The 22,160-nt window shown below is 59.8% G+C and carries 16 protein-coding genes; 8 read left to right on the top strand and 8 right to left on the bottom strand.

Translation table 11 applies throughout. The features are described from left to right. Nucleotides 1-90: 90 nt before the first annotated feature. The 5 genes from KHO07_RS12695 to tpx form a co-directional block, all read right to left on the bottom strand. Nucleotides 91-1,554, bottom strand: a complete 1,464-nt coding sequence (locus tag KHO07_RS12695; protein ID WP_212627387.1) for an efflux transporter outer membrane subunit — start codon at nucleotides 1,552-1,554, stop codon at nucleotides 91-93. Beyond that, complete coding sequence (locus tag KHO07_RS12690; RefSeq protein WP_212627386.1) at nucleotides 1,551-4,658, bottom strand: efflux RND transporter permease subunit; 3,108 nt, start codon at nucleotides 4,656-4,658, stop codon at nucleotides 1,551-1,553. Before KHO07_RS12690 ends, KHO07_RS12695 begins: the two co-directional genes overlap by 4 nt. After that, nucleotides 4,655-7,759: an MdtB/MuxB family multidrug efflux RND transporter permease subunit gene (locus KHO07_RS12685; RefSeq protein WP_150734304.1), complete on the bottom strand. Its 3,105-nt coding sequence runs from the start codon at nucleotides 7,757-7,759 to the stop codon at nucleotides 4,655-4,657. The genes KHO07_RS12690 and KHO07_RS12685 overlap by 4 nt, the downstream gene beginning before the upstream one ends. Continuing rightward, the gene (locus KHO07_RS12680; RefSeq protein WP_212627385.1) at nucleotides 7,756-9,069 is read right to left on the bottom strand and encodes an MdtA/MuxA family multidrug efflux RND transporter periplasmic adaptor subunit; all 1,314 of its coding nucleotides are present in this window, start codon (nucleotides 9,067-9,069) and stop codon (nucleotides 7,756-7,758) included. The genes KHO07_RS12685 and KHO07_RS12680 overlap by 4 nt, the downstream gene beginning before the upstream one ends. 178 nt (nucleotides 9,070-9,247) lie before the next feature. Continuing rightward, complete coding sequence (tpx, locus tag KHO07_RS12675; RefSeq protein ID WP_075945110.1) at nucleotides 9,248-9,748, bottom strand: thiol peroxidase; 501 nt, start codon at nucleotides 9,746-9,748, stop codon at nucleotides 9,248-9,250. A 264-nt stretch (nucleotides 9,749-10,012) separates the two neighbouring features. Between tpx and KHO07_RS12670 the strand changes: the two genes are divergently transcribed. Continuing rightward, complete coding sequence (locus tag KHO07_RS12670; RefSeq protein ID WP_212627384.1) at nucleotides 10,013-10,441, top strand: YciI family protein; 429 nt, start codon at nucleotides 10,013-10,015, stop codon at nucleotides 10,439-10,441. A 222-nt stretch (nucleotides 10,442-10,663) separates the two neighbouring features. Here the strand turns inward: KHO07_RS12670 and KHO07_RS12665 are convergent, their stop codons facing one another. From KHO07_RS12665 to KHO07_RS12655, 3 genes are all read right to left on the bottom strand, one after another. Further along, nucleotides 10,664-12,166, bottom strand: a complete 1,503-nt coding sequence (locus KHO07_RS12665; protein WP_212627383.1) for an S-type pyocin domain-containing protein — start codon at nucleotides 12,164-12,166, stop codon at nucleotides 10,664-10,666. 95 nt (nucleotides 12,167-12,261) lie between these two features. Continuing rightward, nucleotides 12,262-12,537 (bottom strand): bacteriocin immunity protein, encoded by a 276-nt coding sequence (locus KHO07_RS12660; protein ID WP_150700588.1) that lies wholly within the window; start codon nucleotides 12,535-12,537, stop codon nucleotides 12,262-12,264. Next, on the bottom strand, nucleotides 12,527-15,097 hold the full coding sequence (locus KHO07_RS12655) for an S-type pyocin domain-containing protein (protein WP_212627382.1): 2,571 nt from the start codon (nucleotides 15,095-15,097) through the stop codon (nucleotides 12,527-12,529). The genes KHO07_RS12660 and KHO07_RS12655 overlap by 11 nt, the downstream gene beginning before the upstream one ends. 279 nt (nucleotides 15,098-15,376) lie before the next feature. Between KHO07_RS12655 and KHO07_RS12650 the strand changes: the two genes are divergently transcribed. From KHO07_RS12650 to KHO07_RS12620, 7 genes are all read left to right on the top strand, one after another. Beyond that, nucleotides 15,377-16,168 carry a hypothetical protein gene (locus tag KHO07_RS12650; RefSeq protein ID WP_212627381.1) on the top strand — a complete coding sequence of 264 codons (792 nt, stop codon included), beginning with the start codon at nucleotides 15,377-15,379 and terminating at the stop codon, nucleotides 16,166-16,168. Between the two features lie 151 nt (nucleotides 16,169-16,319). Next, nucleotides 16,320-17,726, top strand: coding sequence for a DUF1254 domain-containing protein (locus KHO07_RS12645; protein ID WP_212627380.1), 1,407 nt, complete (start codon nucleotides 16,320-16,322; stop codon nucleotides 17,724-17,726). Nucleotides 17,727-17,738: 12 nt separating this feature from the next. Continuing rightward, entirely contained in the window at nucleotides 17,739-18,686 is a 948-nt protein-coding gene (locus KHO07_RS12640; protein ID WP_212627379.1) for a transporter, read from the top strand. A 10-nt stretch (nucleotides 18,687-18,696) separates the two neighbouring features. Then, the gene (locus KHO07_RS12635; protein ID WP_212627378.1) at nucleotides 18,697-19,677 is read left to right on the top strand and encodes a MoxR family ATPase; all 981 of its coding nucleotides are present in this window, start codon (nucleotides 18,697-18,699) and stop codon (nucleotides 19,675-19,677) included. Next, the gene (locus tag KHO07_RS12630) at nucleotides 19,674-20,609 is read left to right on the top strand and encodes a DUF58 domain-containing protein (protein WP_212627377.1); all 936 of its coding nucleotides are present in this window, start codon (nucleotides 19,674-19,676) and stop codon (nucleotides 20,607-20,609) included. The genes KHO07_RS12635 and KHO07_RS12630 overlap by 4 nt, the downstream gene beginning before the upstream one ends. After that, entirely contained in the window at nucleotides 20,606-21,181 is a 576-nt protein-coding gene (locus KHO07_RS12625) for a DUF4381 domain-containing protein (protein WP_212627376.1), read from the top strand. The genes KHO07_RS12630 and KHO07_RS12625 overlap by 4 nt, the downstream gene beginning before the upstream one ends. Next, nucleotides 21,168-22,160 (top strand): VWA domain-containing protein, encoded by a 993-nt coding sequence (locus KHO07_RS12620; RefSeq protein ID WP_212627375.1) that lies wholly within the window; start codon nucleotides 21,168-21,170, stop codon nucleotides 22,158-22,160. The genes KHO07_RS12625 and KHO07_RS12620 overlap by 14 nt, the downstream gene beginning before the upstream one ends.

Genomic DNA, 22,160 nt, shown 5'->3' with positions numbered 1-22,160 from the left:
CAAAATGAGCAAAACGCCATCAAGGCGATGAAACGCTTGTTTGATCTATCGAAGACGCTCTAAAACGGTGAATTCGCCCCCGTACGGACCCTACAACTGACCGTCCCAACCACCGCCCAGCGCAGCAATCAACTGCACGCTGGCGATCAAGCGGCTCTGCATCAAATCCAGGTTGCTGCGCTCATTGCTCAATGCCGCCGCTTGAACCACCACGACATCGAGATAAGCGATGACACCGGCCTTGTACTGATTCTGGGTCAAGCGCAGCGACTCACGCGCGGCATCCAGCGCCTGTTGCCGCACCACGGCCTCGTCCTGCAATACCTTGAGCTGCACCAGGTAGTTTTCCACTTCGCGAAAGCCGTCGAGCACGGTCTGGCGGTACTTGGCCACGGTTTCGTCGTAGGCCGCTTCACTGCGGTCCACCTCGGCCGAGCGTTGCCCGCCATCGAACAAGGTCATGGCCAGTTGCGGCCCCACCGACCAGAATCGGTTCGGTACGCTGAACAGGTCTTTGGATGTGCTACTGCTGTACCCGCCATTCAAACTCAGGGTCAGGTCCGGGTAGTACGCGGCCTTGGCCACGCCGATGTTGGCGTTGGCGGCGATGACGGAGCGCTCAGCCGAAGCAATATCCGGTCGCCGCTCCAGCAATTGCGAAGGCAGGCTCAATGGCACCTCGGGCAATACCGGAATGTTTTTGCTCTCTGCCAGGCTGAATTCCGCCGGCGGCAAGCCGATTAGCACGGCAATGGCGTTTTCGAACTGGGCGCGCTGCCAGATCAAGTCGACCATGTCCGCTTCGGTACCCTTGAGCTGCGTCTGCGCCTGGGCCACCGCGTCCTTGCCGGACACACCGGCACGGTATTGGTTTTCGGTCATTTTCAGCGAACGTTGATACGCCTCGACTGTCGCCTCCAATAGCCGCTTTTGCTCGTCGATCACCCGCAATTGCAGGTAGTTCTGCACCAGTTCCGACTGCTGGCTCAAGCGCATCGCCGCCAGATCGGCAAAGCTGGCCTGGGCATTCGCGGTGTCGGCTTCAAGACCCCGGCGCAGTTTGCCCCAGACGTCCGCTTCCCAACTGACTCCGGCCTGAGCCGTGTAGGTGTCACGAATACCGCTGGACGAACTGGTCAGGCTGGAACTGCTGCTGCCTGTGCCCTGGCTGGAGCGGTTTTTGCCCAGGGTCAGGTCCACCGTGGGGAAAAACGCGCCCCGGGCACTGCGCACCAGCGCTTGGGCCTGACGGTACTGGGCTTCGGACTGGGCGACGGTCTGGTTGGAGCTGTTCAGCTTCTCGATCAGGCCATTGAGTTGCTGATCGCCATACAGCTCCCACCACGCACCGCGGGCCAGGGAGTCGCTTGGACTGGCCTGACGCCAACCCGCCGCTTCCTTGTACTGCGCAGGTTCCGCCGTTTGCGGGCGCTGGTAATCCGGGCCGATGGCGCAGGCGCTGAGCAGAACTGCGCACAGCGACAGGCTCAGCAACCGCGAGCCTCGGGCAGTGATCAGCGGTGTAGCCAGGTTGAACAGCGAACGGTCAGTCATAGCGGAGTTTCCAAAGCAGCATCGGTACGCACCCCGCGCCAGCGGTTGAAGCGGTGGCGCAGTTTGTCGAGATAGAGGTAAACCACCGGGGTGGTGTAAAGGGTCAGCACCTGGCTGAAGATCAGCCCGCCGATGATGGTCAGGCCCAGCGGCTGGCGCATTTCCGCCCCTTCGGCGCGACTCAGCAGCAACGGCAACGCTCCAAGGATCGCCGCCAGGGTCGTCATCAGGATCGGCCGCAAACGTTGCAAACAGGCGTTGCGAATCGACTCCAATGGCGCCATGCCCTGATGACGCTCCAGTTGCAGCGCGAGGTCGATCATCAGAATCGCGTTTTTCTTCACCACGCCGATCAGCAGGAACAGCCCCAACAGCGAAATCAGGCTGAACTCGCCCCCCAGCGCGTAGATCGACAACAACGCGCCGACCCCCGCCGATGGCAACGTGGACAGAATCGTCAGCGGGTGAATATAGCTTTCATACAGCACGCCCAGTACCAGATACACCGCCACCAGCGCACCCAGGATCATCCACGGCTGGCTCTTCTGGGTAGCGGCAAAGGCATCGGCGGTACCGGCCATTTTCGCGATGACGTCTTCCGGCAGGCCCACCGAGGCAATTGCCCGCTCGATGGCAGCGCTGCCCTGCTCCACGGTCACGCCTTCGGCCATGTCGAAGGAGATGCTTTCCGAGGCGAACTGGCCTTCGTGGCTGACCCGATCGTCTTCCAGGCTGTTTTCGTAATGGGCGATGGTCGACAGCGGGATCCGTGCGCCATCGGCGGTAATCACTTGAACCTGCTTGAGGGTGATCGGGTCCTGGGCGTATTTCGGATTGACCTCCATCACCACCTGATACTGGTTGAGGCTGTCGTAGATGGTCGAAATCTGCCGCTGGCTGTAGGCGTTGTTCAGCACCGCCGTGACCATGTCCATGTCCACACCCAGGCGCTTGGCCTGGTCGCGGTCAACGATCAACGTCACTTGCTGCGCACCCCGGCCTTCGCGGGCGTCAATGGCGGTCAGTTCCGGCAACGCCTTGAGCGCGGTCACGACTTTCGGATACCACTCGCGCAGCGAGCCGAGGTCGCCACTTTGCAGAATGTAGGAAAACTGCGACGTCGTTTGCTCGCGGCCGCCACCGAACTGCAGGTCCTGATCAGCCATCAGCATCAGTTGCGCGCCGGCGACCTTGGGCATTTCCTTGCGCAGGCGTTCGATGACCTTTTGCGCGGAAATACTGCGGTCCTTGATCGGCTTGAGGCGCACCAGCATGAAGGCGTTGTTGGTGCCGTTGGTGCCGCCGATGAAACCGGCCACGCTTTCAACGGCTTCGTCCTTGAGCACGGCGCGGCGAAAAATCTCCATTTTCGGCTGCATCACACTGAACGACAGGCCGTCGTCACCGCGCACGAAACCGATCAGTTGGCCGGTATCCTGCTGCGGAAGAAACGTTTTAGGAACAACAACATACAGCGCAATGTTCACACCGATTGTCACAAATAGACTGAGCAACGTCAGGCGCTTGTGGCGCAGCACCCAATCAAGACTCGTCGCGTATTTACCGACCATCCACTCGTTCGCCCGCTGGCTCCAGCGTTGCAGGCGGTTTTCCCGGCCCGGCGTATGCGGCTTCAACCAGCGCGCGCAGAGCATCGGGGTCAAGGTCAGGGAAACGATCAGCGACACCACGATGGACGCCGCCAACGTGATGGAAAACTCGCGGAACAGGCTTTCGATGATCCCGCCCATGAACAGGATCGACAGGAACACCGCCACCAGCGACACGTTCATCGACAGCAAGGTAAAGCCGACTTCCTGCGCGCCAAGATACGCCGCTTTCATGGGGCGCATGCCCGCGTCGATGTGCCGGGAGATGTTTTCCAGCACCACGATGGCGTCGTCCACCACCAGACCGGTGGCCAGAATCAAGGCCATCAGCGACAGGTTGTTCAGGGAAAACCCGTACAGGTACATCACGGCAAAGGTGCCGACCAGCGACACCGGCACCGCCAGCGTCGGAATCAGCGAGGCGCGGAAGTTACCGAGGAACAGGAACACCACCATAATCACCAGGGCCACGGCGATCAGCAGGGTCATTTCCGCTTCGTGCAAGGTGGCCTTGATCACCGGCGAACGGTCCATGGCCAGGTTCAGTTTGACGCTGGCCGGCAGCACGGCCTGCAGCGCCGGCAACTGGGCCTTGATCTCGTTGACCGTCTCGATGATGTTGGCACCGGCCTGACGGTTGATCACCAGCAGCACCGCCGCGTCATTGTTGAAGAACCCGCTGTTGTAGCGGTCCTCGACACCGTCACTGACCTTGGCCACGTCCTTCAGGCGCAGGGCCGCGCCGTCCGCGTAGTGGATGATCAGCGATTCGTAATCCTTGGCTTTCTCCAACTGGTCGTTGGCCTGCACCTGCCAGAGGCGCTGGCCATCCTCCACCGAGCCCTTGGGCCGGCGCACGTTGGCATTGGCGATGGTTTTGCGCACATCGTCCAGGGCCACGCCGTACTGGTTCAGCGCCTGGGGTTCGAGTTCGATCCGCACTGCCGGCAGGGAGCTGCCGCCGATCTGCACTTCGCCGACGCCCTGCACCTGGGACAGGCTCTGGGACAGGATGGTCGAAGCCAGGTCATACAACTGGCCCTTTTCAAGTACGTCCGAGGTCAGCGACAGCACCATGATCGGCGCCTGGGACGGGTTGACCTTCTTGTACGTCGGCATGCTGCGCATGCCGCTGGGCAACAGGTTACGCGAAGCGTTGATCGCCGCTTGCACCTCCCGCGCCGCGCCATTGATGTCGCGGTCCAGGTCAAATTGCAGGATCACCCGCGTCGAGCCCTGGCTGGAGCGACTGCTCATGGTGTTGACCCCGGCGATGGCGCCGAAGGAACGCTCCAGCGGCGTGGCCACGGTCGACGCCATGACCTCCGGGCTGGCACCGGGCAGGCTGGCCTGCACCACGATCACCGGGAAGTCCATTTGCGGCAACGGCGATACCGGCAGCAAGCCAAAGCTCACACCGCCCAGCAGCATGATCGCCAGGCTGAGCAACATGGTTGCTACCGGGCGCTTGATGAAAGGACCGGAGAGGTTCATGGCTGCTCTGCCGCTTCCACCGGCTCAGGCTTGCGGCCCCAGCGCCGACCGAGACGGTCGAAATACAGGTAGATCACCGGGGTGGTGAACAGCGTCAGCACCTGGCTCAGCAACAGCCCGCCCACCATCACCAGACCCAGCGGCTGGCGCAGTTCCGCGCCGGAACCGGTGGCCAGCATCAACGGCACGGCACCGAACAGCGCTGCAAGCGTCGTCATCAGGATCGGCCGGAAACGCAGGAGCGCCGCCTGATAAATCGCCGTTTCCGGGTCCATGCCCTGATTGCGCTCAGCGTCGAGGGCGAAGTCGATCATCATGATCGCGTTCTTCTTCACGATACCAATCAACAGGATGATGCCGATGATCGCGATCATCCCCAGGTCGTTTCCACTCAGGATCAGCGCCAGCAAGGCGCCGACCGCCGCCGAGGGCAAGGTCGAGAGAATGGTGATCGGGTGGATGTAGCTCTCGTAGAGCACGCCCAGCACGATGTACATGGTTACCACCGCCGCCAGAATCAGCAGCAGCGTGCTCGACAACGAAGCCTGGAACGCCTCGGCCGCGCCCTGGAACTGGGTCTGCACACCAATGGGCATGCCGATGTCCTTTTGCACCTGCTCGATGATCTCGACCGCATGCCCCAACGCCACGCCGGGCGCGAGGTTGAACGACATCATCACCGCGGGGAACTGACCGATGTGGGTAATCGCCAGTTGCGCCTGCCGCTCTTCGATACGCGCCAGGCTGGACAAGCGCACCTGCCCGCCATCGGTGGTCTTGACGTGGATCTGGTCCAGCGCCTGCGGGCCGATTTTCTCGCCGGATTGCGATTGCAGCACCACGCGATACTGGCTGGCCTGGGTGTAGATCGTGGAAATCTGTCGCTGACCAAAGGCGTCATACAGCGCGTCGGTGATGTTCGACACCGACACCCCGAGCCGCGACGCCGCATCACGATCGATCACCAGATAGACCTGCAAGCCCTTGTCCTGCAAATCGCTGGCGACGTCGGTCAGCTCTGGCTGTTGTGCCAAAGCCTCGACCAGACGCCCGCTCCACAGGCTGAGCAATTCGGAGTCCGGAGACGACATGCTGAACTGGTACTGCGTGCGGCTGACCCGGTCCTCGATGGTCAGGTCTTGCACCGGCTGCATGAACAGACGGATACCGACCAGTTTGTCGAGTTCAGGCTGCAACCGCGCGATCACTTCGGTCGCGCTCAGGTCGCGGTCGCCATGGGCCTTGAGGTTGATCAGCAAGCGGCCACTGTTGAGTGTCGAGTTGTCGCCATCGACACCAATGTAGGACGACAGGCTCTCGACCGCCGGATCGGCGAGGATGACCTTGGCCAGTTCTTGCTGACGCTCACTCATTGCCGCAAAGGAAATGGACTGCGGCGCCTCGGAAATGCCCTGGATCACCCCGGTGTCCTGCACCGGGAAAAAGCCCTTGGGCACCACCATGTACAGAAACACCGTCAGCGCCAATGTGCCGATGGCCACCATCAGGGTCAGCGGCTGGTGCTTGAGCACCCACTGCAACTTGCGCCCGTACGCCGCGATCATCCAGTCGATCACGGCGCCGCTGGCCCGGTAGAAACGGCCCTGCTCCTCTTCCTTGGGCTCGCGCTTGAGCAGACGCGCGCACATCATCGGCGTCAGGGTCAGGGACACCACCAGCGAAATCAGGATCGCCACCGCCAGGGTAATGGCGAACTCGCGGAACAAACGCCCCACTACATCGGCCATGAACAACAGCGGAATCAGTACGGCGATCAGCGACAGGGTCAGGGAAATCAGGGTGAAGCCGATCTGTTTGGCGCCCTTGAGCGCCGCATTCAGCGGGCTGTCGCCCTCTTCGATAAACCGGGAAATGTTCTCCAGCATGACGATCGCATCATCCACCACAAAACCGGTGGCGATGGTCAGGGCCATCAGGGTCAGGTTATTGACCGAGAACCCCGCCAGATACATCACCCCGAAAGTGCCGATCAGCGACAGCGGCACGGCCACCGACGGAATGATCGTCGCGCTGGCCCGACGCAGGAACAGGAACGTGACCATGACCACCAGCGCAATGGCGATCAGCAGCTCGTGTTGCACGTCCTTGACCGAGGCACGAATGGTCTGGGTGCGGTCTGTCAGTACCACCACATCGAGGCCGGCCGGGAGGTTGTCGGTGATGCTCGGCAGCAAGGCCTTGATCCGGTCGACCACTTCGATGACGTTGGCACCGGGCTGACGCTGGATGTTCAACAGCACGGCCTGGTTTTCGTTGGCCCACGCGGCCAGACGCTCGTTTTCCGCGCCGTCGACGATTTCTGCCACATCCTTGAGGCGCAGCGGCGCACCGTTGGCGTAGGCCAGGATGAGATTGGCGTAATCCTTGGGCGAGGTCAGCTGATCGTTGGCATCGAGCATCGACACCCGGGTCGGGCCGTCGAAGTTACCCTTGGGCTGGTTGACGTTGGAGGCGCCGATCAATGTGCGCACGTCCGACAGGTTCAGACCGTTGGCCGCCAGTGCCTCGGGATTGACCTTGATCCGCACTGCCTGGCGCTGGCCACCGGCAATGCTGACCATGCCGACGCCGCTGATCTGGGCAATCTTTTGCGCCATGCGGGTGTCGACCAGGTCATTGAGCTTGGGCAGCAGCATGGTCTTGGAAGTAATGGCCAGGGTCAGCACCGGCGTGTCGGCCGGGTTGACTTTGTTGTACACCGGCGGTGCCGGCAGGTCCGTGGGCAGCAGATTGGTGGCCGCATTGATTGCCGCCTGCACCTGCTGCTCGGCCACGTCCATGTTGATATCGAGGCTGAAACGCAGGGTCAGCACCGACGCACCGCCGGAACTGGTGGAAGCCATTTGCGTCAGCCCGGGCATTTGCCCGAATTGTCGTTCAAGCGGTGCGGTCACGGCGCTGGTCATGACATCCGGGCTGGCGCCGGGATACAGCGTCATGACGCGAATGGTCGGGTAATCGACCTGAGGCAAGGCCGACACGGGCAGCAACCGATAAGCGATCACGCCGGCCAGGATAATGGCCAGCATGCTCAAGGTCGTCGCTACCGGACGAAGGATGAACAGCCGCGAGAGATTCATGCGCCGCCCTTTTTCGCCTTGTCGGCGGGTGCCGGTTCAGGGCTGGCCGCGGATTTGCCCTGTAGATGGCCAGCCGGGTTGGTCGGCACTTGCTGCGGATCGTTGACCACTTCCACGTCGCTGCCATCCTTCAAACGGTCAGTGCCTTCCAGCACGACACGATCACCGGCGGCCAGGCCTTCTGTGACCACGGTGTTATCACCGTCGCTGGCACCGATTTTCAACTGGCGGATCTTGACCTTCTTGTCGCCGTCCAGGGCATAGACGAACGTGCCGTTGGTGCCGAACTGAATCGCCGCGGACGGTGCGAGGACTACGCCTTTGAGGGTGTCGGCCAACAGGCGCACATTGACGAACTGGTTGGGAAACAGTGCCTGGTCGCGATTGTCGTAACGGGCCTTGAACTTCAGGGTGCCGGTGGTGACATCAATCTGGTTGTCCAGGCTCTGCAGCACGCCGGTGGCTTGCAGTTTGGTATCGCCGCGATCCCACGCTTCGGCGGGCAGCCTGGCGCCGCTGCGATAACGGGCCAGCACCACGTCGAGGCTGTTTTCCGGCAAAGTGAAGGCCACGCTGATCGGTTGCGTCTGGGTAATGATCGCCAGCGCGGTGGTGTCGTTGGCGGCCACCAGGTTACCGACGTCGAGTTGACGCAGGCCGACGCGTCCGGCGATGGGCGCGCGGATGCGGGTGAATTCGAGATTGAGCTTGGCATCGTTGACCGCCGCCTGATTGGTCTTCACCGTGCCCTGGTACTGACCGACCAGCGCTTCGGCGGTGTCCAGGGTCTGCTTGGCGATGCTGTCTTCGCGGTACAGGCCGCGATAACGCTCGACGTCGACCTGGGCGTTCCTCAGTTGCGCCTGGTTCTGCAGCAACGTGCCTTCGGCCTGGAGCAAGGCGTTCTGGTAGGGGCGTGGGTCAATCTCGGCCAGCAGATCGCCCGCCTTGACCATCTGCCCTTCCTCGAAATGGATCTTGACCAGTTCACCGCCCACGCGGCTGCGCACATTGATGGTATTGAGCGCGGTGACCGTGCCCAGCGCCTTGTAATACAGCGGGAAGTCACCGGTGACTGCCGGCGCCACACGCACCGGAACCGGCCCGGAAGCGCCACCGAAACCCGGACGCATGCCGCCCGATCGTCCCGTGTGCCCGGCCACGGCTTTCTGCCCCGCACCCTCTTTGGGCGCAGCACTGCCGGGCCAGAATTTCCAGCACAGGCCAGCGATGACCAGCAGGACTAGCAGGCCGAACAGCCAGCGACGAGGACTACGGGGAGCAGAGGATTGCATTGAGTGATCAACCATTGGGCGCGTGGGCTTGTTTTACATGAGGCTGAACGATAAGCACTGGCGGGTCTTAAGCAAAGCGCCTTTACCGGCAATTTACCTTCGGCTTACGTAACAGGAGATTTATCCAAGACACTGAAACACAAATGAAAACGGCCTGGGGAGGGCCAGGCCGTTAACAATTGTAATGCTTTACTTACTTCAGAACGGCGAGCGCGGCTTCGTAGTTCGGTTCTTCAGCAATTTCCTTGACCAGCTCGCTGTGCAGCACGTTGTCGTTTTCGTCCAGAACCACGACGGCACGGGCGGTCAGGCCTTTCAGCGGGCCATCGGCAATGGCTACGCCGTAGTTTTCGATGAACTCGGCACCGCGCAGGGTCGACAGGTTTTGTACGTTTTCCAGGCCTTCGGCACCGCAGAAACGCGCCTGGGCGAACGGAAGGTCAGCGGAGATGCACAACACCACGGTGTTGCTGATGTCGTTGGCCTGGGCGTTGAACTTGCGCACGGAGGTGGCGCAGGTCGGGGTGTCAACGCTTGGGAAGATGTTCAGCACTTTGCGCTTGCCGGCAAAGTCTTTCAGGGTGACGTCGGACAGATTGCCGGCAACCAGGGAAAAGGCTGGCGCCTTGGAACCGGCTTGAGGCAGTTGACCGTTGACTTGAACCGGATTGCCTTTAAGAGTGACTTGAGCCATGAACGGAGTCCTTCTGAACGTTGTGGTGGAAAATTTTGACGAGGCCGAAGTTAACCACGAAATTGTCCGTCGACCTACCCCGGAAACAAATCTTCCAGACAGCGCCAACCCCTGTAGGAGCGAGCCTGCTCGCGATTTCGACTTATCAGTCACCACGATAAGAAATGTACTACAGCTGGTCTAAAAATTTTTGCCATTGCTGTCGATCCAGGCGAGCGTCATTCGACTAGAACTGAATTATTCAAATCCAGCGGAGAGACCACCATGCGCTTCATGATCATCATTAAAGCAAGCAAAGACTCCGAAGCCGGTATCATGCCCAGCCAGGAACTGCTGACCGCCATGGGCAATTACAACGAAGAACTGGCCAAAGCCGGCATCCTGCTCGCCGGCGAAGGCCTGCACCCCAGCAGCAAAGGCACCCGCGTGCGCTTCTCCGGCGACAAGCGCACGGTCATCGACGGCCCCTTCGCCGAAACCAAAGAACTGATCGCCGGTTTCTGGCTATGGCAAGTGAAGTCGAAAGACGAAGCCATCGAATGGGTCAAGCGTTGCCCCAACCCGATGCCAGGCACCGAAGCCGAGATCGAAATCCGTCAGGTCTTTGAAATGGAGGATTTCGGCGAGGAACTGACACCGGAGTTGCGCGAGCAGGAAGAGCGGGCGTTCGGCAAGGGAAGAAGCCTTGACTGACCACTCAAAGACAACTGTGGCGATTGAGCAAGCTCCCTCGCCACAAAAAACATCGCCACCCGGCTACCCCTCGGAACGCCATACCGATCGGTATTTGCAGGGTTCGTAGAGCAACACCCTGCTGGGAATTCAGCAATCAATCATGCTGGGAGAGCTGGCTGTCAATCGGGTGCTGGACAGTTGCCTTTACCCAAGCCTCATCAAGCACTTGGAGCTCAAGCTTCAAACCGGATACTCATGGCGACTTCTGAACATGACGTATAGCGGGTCAATACCGGAGTCTGCCGGGAACACAACGATGTAATCGTCGAACGATGGGCCTTCAGCTTCCGGCGTAATCGACTCAAGTATCGGCAGTGGTGACGAATAAACAAAACCCAGCCGACGAGGTTCGACTACCGCTGGAGAAATACTCGCATCCTGTAGACCCGGAGCAGTCCATTGAATAGTGAGAGGCCCGGCGTCATCGACCGTTAAAACAAACGAATGCGGTTGCAGTCCACGCCGCGCAGCCCTGACCCGGACCCTATCTGCCACAGGGCTCTTTGGCGTCGAGGTGAGGTAGACCTGCGACAGCGTCTGGACTTCACGCAACCCTTTGAACATTGTGCCGGGTTTGGCAGGAACCACTGCGCTATACAACCTGAAAGGCACTTCGATCTCAGCCCTGGTTGCCGCGAGGGTGTGCCAATCCCGTCCTTCGAGCGGAACAAGTTCGATCAATGGAACGCTTACGCCATAAACCTGGGTGTCTGCACGACTGGAAAACTCGAATTGCAGCACAGCAGCACGTTCACGTCCGCCTGCTGACTCGCCGGAATTGTTCCTCCAGGTGAATTCCGCAACAGCCGAGTGAATGGCGTTTTTCAGGTCAACTTGTTGCGATGCAAACAACGGCGCCGACCCATTCTCCAGCAAGACGTCACAGCGTCTGGCAAGAAAGTCCGTTGACGCTGTGACGATGTGTGCAGCTTGAGCAGGACCTGCCCCCTCCAGCGTGCGTGCACGGATCAATTGCTCCTGCAGACTCTTCAGCAGTACTTCGGCTTCGTCATGCAACACACGATGGCGCTGGTTGATGGCTACAAGGCTTGCAGTGTAACGGTCCGAGGTTTCGTTTATCTGGTGAGCAATACTTTGCCATTGCGCTTGCTCCGACCGTGCAAAAGACAGGTTACTTTGCGCACTGGCTCTGGCGAACTCTATTCGCATCTTATGAAACTCAAACCTGTTCACGGCCATTAATGCTGCATGTTGAGCCTGTTCCAAAACGCTGATGCTGGATTCCTGCGCAGGGATTGGCAGAGGGACGATCTGCGATTGCTGAATAGCCTGCGCATAAATGTCAAATGCCGCTTGAATCGCTTGCTCCGATGCGGACACATCTGCGGCTATTGCCTGCACCTGCGCAAGGTTTCGGGCAACGGGACTCGTCGGTACCGAAGGGCGCGGCGCGGGTGGAACAGCTTCGGGTTTGAACGCTGCGACACCCTGTTTCTGATGCCAGGTCTGCACGTGATGGACAACCAGATAAGCGTCATTCCATTCAAACCGGTCGTCCGGATAGAAGAGCAAGTCAGCGCCTTTTGGATGCCCAGCTATCCGGTCGAAATGATTGATCAGCCGGTCATGCTCTTGCTTGGGTAGATCAACGGCCCATATTTTGTCGACCAGTGTCTGAAACTCCGATGCGGTGTATTCCTTGAGTGATGCTTTAAGTTCCATCCTTGGTAATTCCTTGCTTTTCTTAAGCGAGTTGCCGAAGACGATGGCACCTGCTCGATTACAAGCAAACACCATCGGTTATTGGAAAGAGTTAGTTATTCTGGCTTGAAGCCGGGCTTGTTATTGGCGGCGCGCCATTCTTTGACTTCCTTCAGGATACCTTCCGGACTGTCCTCCTGGCCCTCCTTTGGATAGAAGATGACGTCTGAACGGCCTGGGTGTTCAGTGATCAATTCAAAGTGCGCAAGCAGTCGATCAAGATATACCTCTAGATCTCTACCACTTAATCCTTCTGGATAATCATCAAACCTCCTCAGAAAGTCTAGAAACTCGGCCTCGGTATAATCCTCTAACTTCGCTTTAAAAATCATGACTTCTTCTCTCCTTATGTAGCTGTATGTGACGACTGGGCGTCATGATTGAAATATTGTCAATTCCATACACATCGCCCCCTGCCGCAACCTCAACATCGTGGTGAAGCTCAAATGCTTTACGCCCGCCAACTTGGTCTAAAACCCCAGAGTACGGAGACATGCCCTCGCGCATTCTGCGCAGGTTGCTTCCAGAGAATTGCTGTCGCAAACTTTTATCCGCCGCCACCGCCTTCCAAAACGCCTCCCTGAATCGATGGAAATTGGCAAATTCCTTCCCTCTTAATTGATCTGCAATGTGCGAAGGAATCGGCGCCCCGCCCACTCGCGCAGCCTCACCTAACCATACCCCTGAAACCACCTGCCCAATCCCGGTCGCAACACCCGGATCATCTCGTCGATCACGAAACAGTGCATCCGGCGAAGGCAGTTCCATATCCCCCGGATACCCGGGAATACTCGCACCAATCTGCCCTTCATCAATAGCCGGAAACGTCTCGTTTGGTGGTAGGACGGGGATGGCCGGGCTGCCGGGATAAATCAACGGATCGGTCGGTGTGATCGGCGATGTCGTCGAACCAAGCTGTTCACTGCCCGGCGGCACCAAGGGCGTCCATGTGCTGGCAGGCGGAACCGGCCACGGTACAACCGCGGGTACGACCCCGATCCAACCCTCGGCACTGTTCGGCACCTTGATACTGATTTGGTCGAGGTCGAAGGGGTCGGACCAGAATTGCGACCGTTCCTGATATCGCAGTTCGAACTCCCGGTTTTCACCGACCCACGTGCTTTTCGGCGCATAGGGAGCGAAACCTCGTTCGATGCGTTTTTTGTTCAGCTCATCGAACGACGATACAAGCTGGCGATGCTCTCCAAGCGTTTGCCAGAGTGCTTCGTCGAAGGCTCCGAACGAATTGAACTCCCGCCCCCGGAACTGCTCCCCGATTTGCGCCGGGACGGCAGCACCCACAGGCTGAACTGCAGTGCTCCACCAGTCTTGCGTGGCCTGCTGACCGGAGCCGGTGACGACTCCCGCCCCCATGGGCGGAACGCCGAAAGACAGATAGATCGGCTCAAGACCAGGCACGCAGACGATGCAGTCCTGAATGCGCCAATCCACACCGTCCGGTATCTCTTGAATCTGTGGTTGGGTAACGGCCAAGGGAGTCTGGCTGAAGACCTGCGCTTGAGGCGCAGTGCCTGCCATGAACTCCACATATCTGGTTGGGGAGCCGGGAATTTCAGCGATGTATGCACCGGTTAACGGGTCCAGCGATGCATTTACCACGGGTACCCAGGAATCAATATCGCCTCCGGTCCTGGCGGCAATGATTGCAGTGCCCTCATCTATGGCTAATGGCTTGAGCCGATACTCCGATTGCGCCGAACCGCCTGCGTCGGCGATTGTTTGCAACTCCACACTGTCATGAAGCTCGAGCGCGTGCGCCGGAACGGCAACAGCATGGGACAAGCGACTTCGCTGCTCGGGGGTTAACTCTCCGTTACCCAGTTCGGAGGGATAGGCCATTCCTGCGACGAATATCGCCGATTGACCCACAGTGAGCGTACCCGCTACTTCGGCTAACAAAACCACCGATCGGGATACAGCGATTGCCAGTGCATCCCCCGCGCCGGCAACCCACGTCCTGCCGGCGACGGCAAGCGCTGACATACCGGTCATCGACTGCCTGACCGGAAAACGACAGGTATTGGCGTGCTTCACTCGCTCTATGCGCGTATCTGCATCGGCCTGCCGCTTGAAACGAACACGCGCATCGCGTTGCTCAGCGTACTGGCGCTGCCTTTCCCACTCAGCAAGCCTTACAACCCACTCGGCGTGTTCACTGGTCAGCGCACTGTATTTATCGTTTAGAACATTGATCTGTGCCGACAACAGTCTGGCTTCGTGGGCTGCGCTATAAGCGCTTTCCCAAATCTGGTGACCGCTTGCAAGCGCATCGCCGAACTGCTCCAGACGAGCCATGTAATCGGTCGCTGTTCGCAAGAGCGCATCATGTCCATCGAATGAGTGTGCAACCCCGATTCTTTCATTGAGTTGTGCAGTCTTTCGGACTCTCAGTCCGTCGATTTCGCTTTTGGTTTTATTGATGGAATAAAGCTGCCAGGGCTCGCTCGAAGTGCCAACATCTGGTGCTTTGCGTACCGCCAAAACTTCATCTGCAAGTAATTGCGTGAGCTGTTCGGCCCTGACTGCGAAGTTTCGGTCGCACTCAGTCTTAAAGGCACCTTGACGCTGCGCCAACCCGGCGAGCAATTGCTGCCGCGTCTGGATACGGGCCATCTCCAAATCTTGCCGAGCTTTTGCCGCGGCTTGCGCCTTGTCCCTTTCCTCTTTTTCCTTACGCTCCCGATTGGCCTGTTTCCTGAGGGCTATGGTCTTTGCACTAGGGCCACCGAAATTGCCCGAAGCACCGACGCGATTACCTCCTCCACCACCATGCCCTCCACCTGAACCACCCGAACCACCGCCAGAAGCTGGTGGCCCGGACTTGATCACTACGTCTCCTGTTGATCCATCATTTAACGTGCTTGGTGCCATACAGTCTCTCCTTGTCTGTAGGGCACAGCATGTCGATTGGATGAAGCTCAGGTGCGGTACATATTTATAGACGTGAGATTTTTTATTAATTTTTTAGCGCACAAAAACAACGAGGTTTTGCACACAAAAACCAAGTAATTAATCACTTCGACTGGATAAACGGAGGTTAACTGCTAGCGTCAACCAGACGTGTCCTACCGCCTTGATAGCAAAGAGATTACGTCGTAACGGCCAGCAAGTGCCGAGTTGACCAATGAGCCACCAGGGAACCGGGGAATCATGTCGAACAAATTGGGGATGCACGCCTTTCTTCTGGCGACGTCGTTTGTGCCTTTCCTGTTGGCCAACGCGGATGACGCCGAGACCGCCAACAAAAGCAACAACCCGCTGAACATCGCGCCGGGGATGAGTCTGCAGGACTACTACACGCCGAAGTACTACGACTCCAATATCCACAGCAATGACGTGCTGGTGCGCGGCACCCTGCCGATTGCGCCCAACGACTTCATTGGCGTGCCGCAATTGATACGCGTCACTGCGCCAATCAGCACTCGTCCCGATCCGAACAGCGGCTACAGCACCGGTGAAGGCGATCTGAACCTGTTCGATATCTTCCTGCTCAAGACCGAAGGCGTGCAGTTGGGCGTCGGCCCGATGATCACCGCGCCGACCGCCGATCAGGACGAGTTGGGCACCGGTAAATGGCAAGGTGGCCTGGCTGCCGTAGCCATCGACGCCTCTCCCCGTGGCCTGCTGGGGGCGCTGGTGCAGTACCAGAGTTCCTTTGCAGGTGACAGCGACCGGCCTCACGTCGAAAGCGCAACCATGCAGCCTTTCATCATCCACAACCTGGACAAAGGCTGGTACCTGCGCTCGACCGGCACCTGGACCTTCGACCTGAAAAACGACACCCACTACATCCCCCTCGGTTTGGGGGGCGGCAAAGTGTGGAAATCCGGGTCAAATATCCTCAACGCGTTCATCGAACCACAGTGGACCGTGGACCACAAAGGCGATGGCCTGCCGAAATTCACGCTGTATGCGGGCCTCAACGTCACATTTGGGAAATGAGGAAATCGCCATGCACATCGCATTACTCGCAGTCGGTTTCAGCCTGATGACCATGTTCGTCAGTTGCGGTGTCGGTGCTCAGGACCTCGATACACGATGCGGCTACACCACGACCGCCGGATAACGCTCGCTTTTGCAACAAGGACGCAAGATGAACCCCCGTAATTTGCTCGTGACCGCTGTGATCCTCGCCGTCAGCACCAGTGCCTGGGCCGACTTCACCGCCACCCCGGAACAAGCCCGGGGCATCGCCAGGGAAGCCTATCTGTACGGATTCCCGGTGGTGGAGATGTACAAGACGCTCTATACCCAGGCCGTGGACAAGAAAAGCGCAAATTTCAAGGCGCCGTTCAACCAGATCGGCAACACCGCCAAAGCCTTTACCGCCAAGGACACCGCGTTCGTCACGCCCAACGCCGACACGCCCTACTCTTTCGTCTGGATGGACTTGCGCGCCGAGCCGCTGGTGCTGACGCTGCCGCCCATCGAGGAGCACCGTTATTACTCGGTGCAACTGATCGACGCCTACACGCAGAACTTCGCCTACCTGGGCACCCGCAGCACCGGCAACAACGGTGGCCATTTCATGATTGCCGGCCCCAACTGGCAGGGTCGGCAACCGCTGAACATCGACCGCCTGCTGCGCAGTGAAAGCAACATCGCCTACGCGCTGTATCGCACGCAGCTGTTCGATGAAAAGGACCTGGCCAAGGTCAAGCAGATCCAGAAGGGTTACAAGGTCGAAACCCTGAGCCATTACGACAAGCACAAGGCGCCACCCGCACAGCCGAAGATCGCCTGGCCCAAGCCCGTGGCCAACATGAGCGATACCCCGGACCTGTTCCGCTACCTGAATTTCATGCTGGCCTTCACCCCGGCCCAGGACGTTGAAAAGGATCTTCTTGCCCGGTTCAAAACCATCGGTATCGAAGCCGGCCAGCCATTCGACCTGAGCAAATTCAGCGCGGATCAACGCAAGGCACTGGAGGATGGCATCGCTGACGCGAAAGCTGCATTCGCCGAGCTCAAGAAAACCAAGGTCGATACACACGAGGTCACCAGCGGCGACTTTTTCGGCACCCGCGATCACCTCAAGGGCAACTACCTGTACCGCTACGCCGGCGCCAACATGGGGATTTTCGGCAACTCCGCCGAGGAGGCAAATTACATCGGCTATTTCGTCGACAAGGATGGGCAACCGGTCGATGCCTCGAAACACGACTACACCCTGCATTTCGACAAGGGCGCCCTGCCCCCGGCTGACGCCTTCTGGTCGCTGACTATGTACAACGGCAAAAACAAGTTGCTGGTGGCCAACCCGCTCAATCGCTACTTGATCAATTCGCGCATGTTGCCCGACCTCAAGCTCGATGCCGACGGCGGCTTGACCCTTTACCTACAAAAGAAAGCACCCGCCAAGGAACTGCAAAGCAACTGGCTTCCGGCGCCGGACGGGCCGTTCTATGGCGTGCTGCGCCTCTACCTGCCAAAACCGGAAGTCACCAGCGGCCAATGGAAAATGCCGTTGCTGACACCCGTTAATCAACAAAACCAGTAAGCGGAGTCAATCATGGTCAAGCAGTACGTAGTGCGCCCCTTGTTGGCGCTGTGCATGGTTGGCGGCAGTCCGCTGGTGTTGGCCGCCGAGGGCGGTGTCGGCCGACCGATCACCGGGCAGCAGGTTTTTTCCAATGCCGGGATCGTGCCACCGGAACCGGGCTGGGTGATGTCCCTGACCAGCATCTGGTATGACGGTGATCTGAAGGGCAACTCTCAGATACCGATAGGCGGCGCCATCAGTAGCGATCTGGATATGAAAGTCTCCTACACCATGGCCAACTTCACCCATGTCTGGGACACCGGCAAAGGTCGCTGGAACTACGCCTCGGCCATCGGCGTGCCGGTGCAACACACCGACGTCAGCGCGAGCATCACGGGTCCCCGTGGCCGCACCCTGGGCACCGAGGACAAGGCCACGCAGTTCGCCGACATGCTGGTGACGCCGATTGCCGCCGGTTATCACTTCGACGAGGTCAACCACATCTCGTTCTCGCTGCCGATCTACGTGCCCACCGGCGCCTACAACGTCGACCGGCTGGCCAACGCCGGGCAGAACACTTACACCTTCATGCCCACCGTGGCCTTCACCCATCTCGACGGCAAAGGCGGCGAGTTCACCCTTGACACCGGGCTGGAGTTCTACACGGAGAACGATGAGACGGATTACCAGAACGGCGACATCTTCACCCTCGATTTGCTGTGGACCCACGGTTTCGGCAATGGCTGGGCGGCCGGCATGGCAGCCGGTTACATCCAGCAGATCAACGATGACTCCGGGTCGGGCGCCAGCAGCGGCTTTCGCGGACGTTCGGTCGGCGCCGGCCCGGCGATCGGCTGGACCGGCAAGTTCGCCGATGCCCAGGCCAACTTCAGTCTGCGCTGGGTGCCGGAGTTCGACACCAAGAACCGGCCTGAAGGCAACGGCATCGCCGCCAACATGACCCTGGCGTTTTTCTAGGAGCAACCGTATGACTGCACTCAACGACCTCAACGCCCTGCAAGCCAGCATCGCCGAAGCTGTCCTCGGTCAGGACCAGGTGATCCGGCAGATGCTCGTGGGCCTGCTGGCCAACGGGCACTTGCTGCTGGAAAGTCTGCCGGGGCTGGCCAAGACCCGTACGGTGAAGGCACTGGCCAAACACCTGGACGCGAAGATGAGCCGCATCCAGTTCACGCCCGACTTGTTGCCGTCGGACATCACTGGTGCCGAGGTGCTGCACCAGGTCGAGGGCAAAAACGAGATCCGCTTCCAGCCCGGCCCACTGTTCGGCAACCTGATCCTGGCCGACGAAATCAACCGCGCCCCGGCCAAGGTCCAGGCTGCCTTGCTGGAGGCAATGGAAGAACGGCAGATCACCGTGGCCGGCAACAGCCATGCGCTGCCGGAACTGTTCATCGTCGTCGCCACCCAGAACCCCATCGAACAGGAAGGCACCTACCCGTTGCCGGAAGCGCAGATGGACCGCTTCCTGATGAAAGTGCTGCTGGATTACCCGAGCGTGGAAAACGAGAGCCAGGTGTTGCGCCTGTTGCGCGAAGAAGAACAGGCCCTCGGCGCCAGGAGCGCAGCGGTGCAGGGCTTGGGGCTGTCTCAGGACGTGATTTTCGCCGCACGCCGGGAAGTCAGTGCGGTACACGTGTCCCCCGCCATCGACCGCTACCTGATCGACATCATCAATGCCACCCGCCACCCGGCCGATTACGACGCCGACCTCGGACGCTGGATCAACATCGGTGCCAGCCCCCGTGGTGGCATTGGCCTCGACCGCTGCGCCCGCGCCGATGCCTGGTTGCAAGGCCAGGACTTCGTCTCGCCGGACAACGTGCGCGCCGTGGTGCACCCGGTGCTGCGTCATCGCCTGCAGCTGAGCTACGACGCTGTGGCCGACGGTGTGACGGCGGATCAAGTGCTCGATCGCCTGCTCGATAAAGTGGCGATCCCTGCATGAATGTCGACGGTCTGGTCTATGTCTCTCTGGCGCAATTAATGGCCCTGGAGTTCAAAGCCCGTAACCTGAGTTTTGCTGCGCGCCAACCCCAAGGCAGCATTCTTGCGGGCAACCATGCGTCGCGACTGCGTGGCCGTGGCTTGAATTTCGATGAGTTGCGCCGCTATCAACCGGGGGACGATTTGCGCCACCTCGATTGGCGTGCGTCGCTGCGCACGGGTAAGCCGGTGGTGCGCACCTTCACCGAAGAGCGTGACCGCCCGGCGCTGATCATCGTGGACCAGCGCATGTCGATGTTTTTCGGCTCGCAACGCAGCTTCAAATCCGCGGTCGCCGCCGAACTCGGCGCCCTGGCGGCGTGGATGGTGTTCAACGCCGGGGATCGGGTCGGCGGGCTGGTGTTCAACGATCAGCGCATCGACAGCATCGCCCCGCTGCGCAGCCGCAAACGAATAGAAGCGCTGTGCAGCCGCATCGCCCAGCAGAATCAGGAACTCAATGCGGCCAATGCCGACGCCGAAGGTGAAGACCAGCTCGACAAGGTCTTGCAACAGTGCCTGGCGCTGGCTGGACATGATCATTTGATCTGCATCGTCAGCGACTTTGCCGGTGCCGGTGAACGCACCTTGCAGCTGATGCGGCAGTTGGCGACGCATAACGATGTGATCGCCATGCAGGTCTACGATCCGCTGGCGCTGAACCTGCCGAAGAACGGCCGCCTGCTGATCACCCAAGGCCAGTTGCAGGTGGAACTGGCGGTGGAGCGTCGCCAGGTGCACCAGCCATTGGGCGATTTTCTCAGTGGTCGGCTCAAGGACGTGGCCACGCTGCTGCGGCGCAGTCAGGTGCCGCTGATGATGTTCAGCACCGCTATCGAAGCCCATGAACAATTGCGCGCCGAGCTGGGCAAGCAAGCGGGAGCGCGGCGATGAACCCGAACGTTCCGAGCATTGAGCAACTCAAGGAAATCGCCCTGCCCGCACCGGTCAGTTACGTGCCGCAAACCTGGGGTTGGTGGGTGCTGCTGGCGTTACTTGTCGTGACGGTTTTGCTGCTGAGCGCACGGCGCTATTTGCAATGGCGGCGGGATCGTTATCGGCGTGAGGCGCTGGTGCGATTGGCGCAGTTGCAAAAGCGCAGTGATGATCTGAGTGCGTTGCGCGAACTTCCAGAGCTGCTCAAGCGCACCGCCATCTCCATGCCGAACAAATCCCTTGTAGGAGCAGGCTTGCCAGCGAAGGCGGCCGCCAGAACACCACTCGACTCAAGGGCCTCATCGCTGGCAAGCCAGCACCTGCAGGGTCCCGGTGCGCTTGGGAGTGGGGATTGGCAGGCCTTCCTGCAACGGCACAGTAAAACCCCCTTGCCCGCCGAATTCAGCCAACAGCTGGCCCAACTGGCCTACGCACCCGATGCCGTATTGCGCGCCATGCCCAACGAGCAGCGCCAGCAACTGTTCAACACCTGCAAAACCTGGGTGGAGCATCACCATGTGGCAGCTTGATTACCCTTGGCTGTTACTGCTACTGCCCTTGCCGTGGCTCGGCTATCGCTACCTGCGCGATTACCGAGAGTCGCGCAGCGCGGTGCGGGTGCCGTTTTTCGCCGCCATGAGCCGCGCGGTCGGCCAGGCGCCGAGCCAGGCTGGCACCCGCACCAATCACTGGCAATTGCTGCTCAACCTGTTGGTCTGGGCACTGCTGTTACTGGCGGCCGCCCGCCCGGTGTACGTGGAAAAACCCATCGAACGCCAGCAACCGGTGCGCGACCTGATGCTCGCCATCGACATTTCCCAGTCCATGGAAACCACCGATTTTACCGACGCCAACGGCCAGCAGATCAATCGCCTGGCAGCGGTCAAGGACGTGGTGCATGGCTTTATCGACAAGCGCAAAGAGGATCGTCTCGGCCTGATCGTGTTCGGCAGCGGCGCCTACCCGCAGGCACCACTGACCCTCGATCACGCCAGCCTGTCGTTGTTGCTGGACGACACTGGCATCGGCATGGCCGGCCCCAACACAGCGATTGGTGACGCCATTGGTTTGAGCCTGAAACTGCTGGACCAGGCCCATGAACAGGAAAAAGTCGTGATTCTGCTCACCGACGGCAACGACACCAGCAGCGCCATCACGCCGGATCACGCAGCGCAAATGGCGGCGGCCAAAGGCGTGGTGATCCACACCATCGGCATCGGCGACCCTGACGCCTCCGGTGAAGCCAAGGTCAATTTGCAGGGCTTACAGCAAATCGCCACGGCCACCGGCGGCAAATTCTTCCGTGCCGAAGACCGTAACGCGCTGGATCAGGTCTACAGCACCCTCGACAAACTCACCCCGCACCAGGTGAAAACCCTCAGCCATCAACCCAAACGCGACCTGTTCTGGTGGCCGCTCGGGGTGGCGATCGGCGTGCTTGCGCTCTATCACCTGCTCGCCCTGCTGCGCCCACGCGTGTCCATAGCCCGTCAGCGGCAGGAGGCCTGA

The organism is Pseudomonas sp. PP3 (genome assembly GCF_905336995.1).
Taxonomy (GTDB): Bacteria; Pseudomonadota; Gammaproteobacteria; order Pseudomonadales; family Pseudomonadaceae; genus Aquipseudomonas; species Aquipseudomonas reinekei.
Note: the sequence above shows the minus strand (reverse complement) of the source record. Positions and strands in the feature narration are given on the sequence as shown.

Bases quoted from the DNA above. Each gene is read 5' to 3' on its own strand.
- KHO07_RS12695 (WP_212627387.1), bottom strand. From the start codon at position 1,554: ATGACTGACCGTTCGCTGTTCAACCTGGCTACACCGCTGATCACTGCC.
- KHO07_RS12690 (WP_212627386.1), bottom strand. From the start codon at position 4,658: ATGAACCTCTCCGGTCCTTTCATCAAGCGCCCGGTAGCAACCATGTTG.
- KHO07_RS12685 (WP_150734304.1), bottom strand. From the start codon at position 7,759: ATGAATCTCTCGCGGCTGTTCATCCTTCGTCCGGTAGCGACGACCTTG.
- KHO07_RS12680 (WP_212627385.1), bottom strand. From the start codon at position 9,069: ATGGTTGATCACTCAATGCAATCCTCTGCTCCCCGTAGTCCTCGTCGC.
- tpx (WP_075945110.1), bottom strand. From the start codon at position 9,748: ATGGCTCAAGTCACTCTTAAAGGCAATCCGGTTCAAGTCAACGGTCAA.
- KHO07_RS12670 (WP_212627384.1), top strand. From the start codon at position 10,013: ATGCGCTTCATGATCATCATTAAAGCAAGCAAAGACTCCGAAGCCGGT.
- KHO07_RS12665 (WP_212627383.1), bottom strand. From the start codon at position 12,166: ATGGAACTTAAAGCATCACTCAAGGAATACACCGCATCGGAGTTTCAG.
- KHO07_RS12660 (WP_150700588.1), bottom strand. From the start codon at position 12,537: ATGATTTTTAAAGCGAAGTTAGAGGATTATACCGAGGCCGAGTTTCTA.
- KHO07_RS12655 (WP_212627382.1), bottom strand. From the start codon at position 15,097: ATGGCACCAAGCACGTTAAATGATGGATCAACAGGAGACGTAGTGATC.
- KHO07_RS12650 (WP_212627381.1), top strand. From the start codon at position 15,377: ATGTCGAACAAATTGGGGATGCACGCCTTTCTTCTGGCGACGTCGTTT.
- KHO07_RS12645 (WP_212627380.1), top strand. From the start codon at position 16,320: ATGAACCCCCGTAATTTGCTCGTGACCGCTGTGATCCTCGCCGTCAGC.
- KHO07_RS12640 (WP_212627379.1), top strand. From the start codon at position 17,739: ATGGTCAAGCAGTACGTAGTGCGCCCCTTGTTGGCGCTGTGCATGGTT.
- KHO07_RS12635 (WP_212627378.1), top strand. From the start codon at position 18,697: ATGACTGCACTCAACGACCTCAACGCCCTGCAAGCCAGCATCGCCGAA.
- KHO07_RS12630 (WP_212627377.1), top strand. From the start codon at position 19,674: ATGAATGTCGACGGTCTGGTCTATGTCTCTCTGGCGCAATTAATGGCC.
- KHO07_RS12625 (WP_212627376.1), top strand. From the start codon at position 20,606: ATGAACCCGAACGTTCCGAGCATTGAGCAACTCAAGGAAATCGCCCTG.
- KHO07_RS12620 (WP_212627375.1), top strand. From the start codon at position 21,168: ATGTGGCAGCTTGATTACCCTTGGCTGTTACTGCTACTGCCCTTGCCG.